Here is a 6,981-nt window from a genome sequence, read left to right as displayed (position 1 = left end):
ACCGGCGTGCATGTGGAGCGCGACGAACAACCGCGCGCTGCGTTCCTGGCGATGGATCTCGGCCAGGCGCTCGCGCACCCCGGTGAGATCCTGACCGGCGAAGATCTCGGCGAGCCGGTTGCCGACCTCCTTGCGATAGGTCTGGCGCAGATCGCGGCGCAGCATCATCTCGAGCAAGGTATCGCCGTCGCGGATCAGCGCGCGCTCCGGGTCGCGCAGCAAGACGGTCTGCTCAGCGGCAGGCTGATCCAGGCGCTCAAGGATCTGCTGCCAGCGCTGGCGGGCGGCGCGCACCGCATCGCGGGCGGCGGCGCACTTGGCCTCAAGGATCGCCAGTGCCTCATCGGAGCGTTGATACTCGCCGGCCGGCAGCGCCTCGCGCAGCGGGCCGTTCAGGTAGTCGAGCAGGGCCGCCATGATGGCGTCCTTGTTCTTGATCGACTGCTCGATATTCAGGCGTTCGATCTCGCGGCTGTACTCGGCCAGTCGCGGTAGCGGGATGACCACGTCCTCGTTGATCTTGAAGGCGTTGGTGTGGCGCGAGATGGCGGCGGTGCGCGCGCGGTCGAGCCAGAAGCGCTTGCGCGCCTCAGGGCTGATGGCGATGAAGCCCTCGCCATCACGCGCCTTGGCCAGCTCGACCACCGCATCGGCGACCGCGGCCACCGCAGCCTCGTCGTCGGACACCAGATCGGCAACCAGCACCATCTTCGGCAGCTCACGGCGCGCGGCCTTGGTCGAGTAGCGCACCGCACGCACGTAGCGCTCGTCGAGATGCTCGAGGCCGGCGATCTGCACATCGGCGCGCGCGTCGACGAAGTCCTTGATCTCGACGATGGCCGGCACGGCGCGATTGAGATCGGTGCCGAAGAACTCCAGGCAGACCGTGCGCACATGCTCGGGCATGCGGTGCAGGATGAAACGCGCCGAGGTGATGAGGCCATCGCAGCCCTCCTTCTGCACGCCAGGCAAGCCGCCGAGGGCCTTGTCGGTGACGTCCTTGCCGAGCCCCGGCTTGCGCATCAGCGCGGTCGGGATCTCGAGCAGCTCGGGCTCGCCCTTGGGCGTGGTGCCGTTGGCGGCGAAGCGGCTGATGCGAAAGCGCGCGACCTCGGTGTCCTGAAGCTTGCCGAGGTTGTGATCGACGCGCTCGACCTCGAGCCAATCGGCATCCGGGGTCACCATGCGCCAGGAGGCGAGGTTGTCGATCGCGGTGCCCCAGAGCACGGCCTTCTTGCCACCGGCGTTCATGGCGACATTGCCGCCGATGCAGGAGGCGTCCTGCGAGGTCGGATCGACGGCGAAGGCGAGGCCATTGGCGTCGGCGAGATCGGCGACCCGGCGAGTGACCACGCCGGCGCCACAGCGCACCGTCGGCACCAGCCCCGCGGAGCCGGGACCGTTGCTGGCGCCTGTGCCAGACGCTTTGCCGGATGCTGTGCTGGACTCTGTGCCGAGATCCGTGCTGGCATCTGTGCTGAGATCCGCGCCGGACCTTGAGCCGGGCAATACCAGGTACTCGACACCGGAGAGGCTCTCAAGCTTTTCAGTGTTGATCACCGCCGAGCGCGGCGACAGCGGCACCGCCGAGCCGGTGTAGCCGGTGCCGCCGCCGCGCGGGATCAGCGACAGCCCGCAGTCGATGCAGGCGGCGACGATCGGCGCGACCTCTTCTTCAGTATCCGGCAGGATGACCACGAACGGCATCTCGACGCGCCAGTCGGTGGCGTCGGTCGCGTGCGAGACCCGCGCCAGTCCGCCGAAGTCGATGTTGTCCTTGCGGGTGATGCCGCTGAGCCGCTTGCGCAGGCGTTGGCGCAGCGCGCGGTCGGCATCGAGCTGGGCGTCGAAGCGGGCGATGGCGTCACGCGCCGCGCTCAGCAGCACCGCAGCCTCGGCGTTATCGTTCAGGCGTGCCTCGAACTGTTCGAGCCGATGCCGCAGCGCATCGAGCAGCAACCGGCGGCGTTTAGGGTCTTCGAGCAGATCGTCTTGCAGATAGGGGTTGCGGGTCACCACCCACATATCGCCCAAGACCTCGAACAGCATCCGCGCCGAGCGTCCAGTGCGCCGCGAGCCACGCAGTTGCTCGATGCGCTGCCAGTTCTCCAGGCCGAGAAAGCGGATCACGATCTCGCGGTCCGAGAACGAGGTGTAGTTGTAGGGGATCTCGCGAATGCGCGGCGCTGCGCTCGGGCTGTCAGCGGGCTCGGGGCGTTTAGGGGCCGCGTTTGGCGACAGGAGCGTTTCTGGCTGTGGGCGGTCTGGATCGAGCATGAAGGGTCATGGCACTGCTTGTAGATACCGTCGATCTTATCGCAGCCGGGCGGGTCACCGGCGATGACATCGGGCAGAACAACCGCGTGTTGGCGCGGGTTAAGGCCACTCAGGCGAGCCCATCCTCAATCTGCGGCACCGATGTCGCATGCGCCCTGATGGAGCCGCGCAGCCTGTATCGTCCTGGTCTGCCGCATGGCAGATTGCGCCCCAGCTGGTACTGATGGCCTGTTGGATTCAGGTATCTGACGATCAGCTGCGATGGCGATAAACTGACGGGCCAGAGCATCCCGGCATCCAGCCCGCCCGATCACCGCAGGGAGACACCGCCATGCGCTTTTTCAACACCGAAGGCCCGGTGCGCCCAGAGATGCACTATGTGCTGCCGCCGCTCCAACGCTGGGATCTGGACGCAGTGCTGCGGATGGTCGAGCAGCAAAAATACTTCTTGCTCCACGCCCCGCGCCAGACCGGCAAGACCTCTTGCCTGCTGGCGCTGATGGAACGGCTCAACCGCGAGGGACAGTATCTGGCGGTCTATGCCAATCTCGAAACCGCCCAGGCGGCGCGCGAGAATCTCGTGCTGGCGATGACCGACATCGTGCAGACCATCGCCGATGAAGCGCGCGCGGACACTGGCGAACAGGGCCTGGCGGAACTGGCGGATGAGGTGCTGGCGCGCAATGCCCCCACCCGCGCCCTGCGCGAATTTCTCACCCAATGGTGCGAGCGCAGCGAGCGTCCGCTGGTGCTGTTTCTCGACGAGGTCGATGCCCTGGTCGGCGACACTCTCATCTCGCTGCTGCGCCAATTGCGCGCCGGCTATCGCCAGCGCCCCCGCTCCTTTCCCAGCACCATCGTGCTGTGCGGCGTGCGCGATCTGCGCGACTATCGCATCCACGCCAGCTCCGAGGACGAACCCATCAGCGGCGGCAGCGCCTTTAACATCAAGGCTAAATCCCTGCGGCTGGATGACTTTAATGCCGAAGAGGTCAACAGACTGCTCGCCGAGCACACCCAGGAAACCGGGCAGGTCTTCACTCCCGAGGCATTGGCGCGGGTCTGGACCCTGACCCTGGGGCAGCCTTGGCTGGTCAATGCCCTGGCCTATGAGTGCTGTTTCGAGCTGCCCGCTGGACGCGATCGCGCCGAACCCATTGATGCCAACCTGATCGACCAAGCGAAGGAACATTTGATCCTGCGCCGCGTCACCCATCTTGATCAGCTCGCCGACAAGCTGCGCGAGCCCCGGGTGCGACGCATTATCGAGCCGATGCTGGCGGGCAATCCGCTCGGCGAGATCCCCGCCGATGAGCGCGATTATCTGATTGATCTCGGCCTGTTGCGGCGGGTCAATGGCGGCAGTCTCGCCGTGGCCAATCCCATCTATCGCGAGGTGCTGCCGCGCACCCTGGCCAGCGGGCCGAGCGATGCCATGCCACAGATCCGCCCCACCTGGCTGACCGCCAGCGGCGAACTCGACCCCGAGGCGCTGTTCGCGGCCTTCCTCGCCTTCTGGCGTCAACATGGCGAGGCGCTGCTCGGCAGCGCGCCCTATCACGAGATCGCGCCGCATCTGGTGCTGATGGCCTTCTTGCAACGGGTGGTCAACGGCGGCGGCAGCCTGGAGCGGGAATATGCCATCGGGCGCGGGCGCATGGATCTGTGCCTGAGATACGGGCGCCTGACCCTGGGCATGGAGCTGAAAGTCTGGCGCCCCGGCGCGCCTGATCCGCTCAGCAAGGGACTGACGCAACTCGATGAGTATCTCGCCGGCTTGGGACTGGACAGCGGCTGGTTGGTGATCTTCGACCGCCGCTCCGGCATCCCGCCGCTGGCCGAGCGTTTGAGTAGTCAGGACACCCAAACCTCCAGCGGGCGAGCGGTGCGGCTGGTGCGGGCTTGAGGAGCGCCGCCAGCGCACCTTCCTCGATGTAAGCCGAAGCGTTGAGCCTGCGTCGAGACCAGGATCGCCGAGGGCACCCGAGCGTTGACGATCGCACCATGCCTCCCTAACCTGTTCTTAAGAAACTCGATCAGCCACCGAATGCCGACCCTCGTCGGCGGTGGCTTCAACAGGCGAGGTGATCTATATGATCCAATTGACGGTCAATGGCCAGGAGCAGGCGCTTGATGTGGACCCGCAGACACCTCTGCTCTGGGTGCTGCGCGACCATCTCGGGCTGACCGGCACGAAGTTCGGCTGCGGTATCGCCCAGTGTGGCGCCTGTACCGTGCATCTCGACGGTGTTGCCACGCGCTCCTGCGTGACCCCGGTCTCCGCAGTGGAAGGCCGTGAGGTCACCACCATCGAGGGACTATCGACGGATGCCGAGCATCCGGTGCAGCAGGCTTGGATCGACTTGGACGTGCCGCAATGCGGCTTCTGCCAATCCGGCCAGATCATGGCGGCGGCCTCGCTGCTGGCAGAGAACCCGACGCCCAACGATGCCGATATCGACCAAGCGATGAGCGGTATCCTGTGCCGCTGCGGCACCTACAACCGCGTGCGCGCCGCGATCAGACGGGCCGCCGAGACCGGCACCGAGGAGGTCTGAGATGGGTATCACAAGACGCGGTTTCCTGCAGGCGAGCGCCCTCACCGGCGGCGGCCTGCTGATCGGCTTCCAGATCCCCGCCGCCGAGGCGCGCACCGCGCCGGTGGCCGAGGATGCCTTCGCGCCCAACGCCTGGGTGCGCATCGATCCGGACGGCACCATCACTGCAGTCGTCGGCAGCTCGGAGATGGGCCAAGGCGTGATGACCGCCATCCCGATGCTGCTGGCCGAGGAGCTGGAGGCGGACTGGTCCCGCATCCAGGCCGAATTTGCCCCCGCTGACGCCGCCTACACCAACCCGATCATCGGGCAGCAGCTCACTGGCGGCAGCACCGCCGTGCGCGGCTACTGGACGCCGGTGCGCGAGGCCGGTGCCGCCGCACGGATGATGTTGTTGGCTGCCGCGGCACAACGCTGGGGTGTGAGTGAGAGCACCTGCGTGGCCAAGCAAGGCGAGATCATCCACGAGGCCAGCGGTCGCCGTCTCGGCTATGGCGAGCTGGCCAGCGACGCCGCCAAGCAGTCGGTGCCGGAGGCGGTGTTCCTGAAGGAGCCGGATGAGTTCAACCTACTGGGCACCTCGCAAAAGCGCCTGGATACACCGCAGAAGTGCAATGGTCGCGCCCTGTTCGCTCAGGACATCCAGCGCCCGAACATGCTCAACGCCGTGGTGCAGCGCTGCCCGGTTTTCGGCGGCACGCGCAAGGGCTTCGATGCCGAGTCGGCGCGTCAGATCAAGGGCGTGGTGGATGTGGTGCCACTGCATGAGGATGCCGTGGCCGTGCTCGCCGAGACCTGGTGGCCCGCCGAGCAGGCGCGCAAGCAACTGACGATCGACTGGGACTTCGCCGGTCATGGCGACCTCTCCAGCGCGGAAATCAGCCGCCTGTTCGAACAGGCGGTCGATAACGGCAAGAGCGTCCGTGCTGAGGGCGATGTGGATACGGCCCTGAAGGACGCCGCCAAGACCCTCGAAGCCACCTATGAGGTGCCCTATCTCGCCCATGCCTGCATGGAGCCGATGAGCTGTGTCGCCGAGGTGAGCGACGACGGCTGCGACATTTGGGTCGGCACCCAAGCCCAGACCCGCACCCAGAAGACCGGCATGGAGATCACCGGCCTGCCGCGCGAAAAGGTGCGAGTCCACACCCTGTTCTTGGGTGGCGGCTTCGGTCGTCGCTCAGAGCAAGACTTCGTGCGCGACGCGGTGACGCTGGCCAAGCAGTCCGGGCGTCCGGTCAAGGTGATCTGGAGTCGTGAGGACGATATTCGCCACGATTACTACCGGCCAGCCACCCTCAACCGTTTCGCCGCCGCCTTGGACGCGGACGGCAAGCCGCTGGCCTGGCGCCATCGGATCGCTGGACCCTCGATCCGCGCCCGTTTCTTCAGCGAGGTGCGCGAGAGTGGCATGGATGGCTCCTCGGTCGAGGGCGCCGAGAACCTCCCCTATGCCATCGACGCGCTCGAGGTGACCTATGCGATGGTCAATCCACCGGTGCCGGTCGGCTACTGGCGCTCGGTGGGTAGCTCGCAGAACGCCTTCGTCACCGAGGCCTTCTTCGATGAGCTGGCGCGGGCCGCTGGCCGCGATCCCCTCGAGCTGCGCCTTGAACTGCTTGCCGAGCATCCACGCCATCTCGGGGTGCTCGAGCTGGCGGCGGAGAAGGCCGGTTGGGGCGAGCCCTTGCCGGAGGGACGCGCCCGTGGCATCGCCGTGGCCGAGTCCTTTGGCAGCTTCTGCGCCCAGGTCGCGGAGGTGGAGATCGCCGATGATCAGGTGAAGGTTAGGCGCGTGGTCTGCGCTATCGACTGCGGCCAGATTGTCAATCCATCGATCATCGAGGCGCAGATGGAAGGCGGTATCCTCTATGGCCTGAATGCCACCCTCAACGGCGAGATCAGCATCAAAGACGGCCGGGTCGAGCAGGGCAACTTCGATGATTATCCGCTCCTGAACATCAGCGAGATGCCGGAGATTGAGGTCCATATCCTCGAGTCTGATGCCTCGCCGGGTGGCGTTGGCGAGCCGGGTACGCCGCCGATCGCCCCGGCGGTCGCCAATGCGGTGCTGGCCCTAACGGGTAAGCCGGTCAGGCGATTACCGATCCGGCTGTGAGCCGCCGGCTGAGCTTCTCGGCTGAGT

General features: G+C 66.3%; 4 protein-coding genes and 2 pseudogenes. 4 read left to right on the top strand and 2 right to left on the bottom strand.

What is annotated here, in order from left to right:
- Window positions 1-1,380 (bottom strand): annotated as a pseudogene (locus VBE63_RS14705) (FAD-binding oxidoreductase); the annotation flags it as partial.
- Between the two features lie 108 nt (window positions 1,381-1,488).
- A pseudogene (locus VBE63_RS14700) lies at window positions 1,489-2,241 on the bottom strand (DUF3683 domain-containing protein); the annotation flags it as partial.
- Window positions 2,242-2,285: 44 nt separating this feature from the next.
- On the opposite strand from VBE63_RS14700, the gene VBE63_RS14695 reads away from it, so the two are divergent.
- The 4 genes from VBE63_RS14695 to VBE63_RS14680 all read left to right on the top strand — a co-directional run bounded on the left by VBE63_RS14695 (window position 2,286) and on the right by VBE63_RS14680 (window position 6,954).
- Entirely contained in the window at window positions 2,286-2,501 is a 216-nt protein-coding gene (locus tag VBE63_RS14695; RefSeq protein WP_323683778.1) for a hypothetical protein, read from the top strand.
- 107 nt (window positions 2,502-2,608) lie between these two features.
- Window positions 2,609-4,183, top strand: coding sequence for an ATP-binding protein (locus VBE63_RS14690; protein WP_323683777.1), 1,575 nt, complete (start codon window positions 2,609-2,611; stop codon window positions 4,181-4,183).
- A gap of 187 nt (window positions 4,184-4,370) precedes the next feature.
- On the top strand, window positions 4,371-4,835 hold the full coding sequence (locus tag VBE63_RS14685) for a (2Fe-2S)-binding protein (RefSeq protein ID WP_323683776.1): 465 nt from the start codon (window positions 4,371-4,373) through the stop codon (window positions 4,833-4,835).
- A 1-nt stretch (window position 4,836) separates the two neighbouring features.
- The gene (locus VBE63_RS14680; protein WP_323683775.1) at window positions 4,837-6,954 is read left to right on the top strand and encodes a xanthine dehydrogenase family protein molybdopterin-binding subunit; all 2,118 of its coding nucleotides are present in this window, start codon (window positions 4,837-4,839) and stop codon (window positions 6,952-6,954) included.
- Window positions 6,955-6,981 lie beyond the last annotated feature (27 nt).

Source organism: Lamprobacter sp., from assembly GCF_034860625.1.
GTDB lineage: Bacteria > Pseudomonadota > Gammaproteobacteria > Chromatiales > Chromatiaceae > Lamprobacter.
The sequence above is the reverse complement of the archived record's forward strand: the minus strand, read 5'-3'. Positions and strand labels throughout refer to the sequence as shown.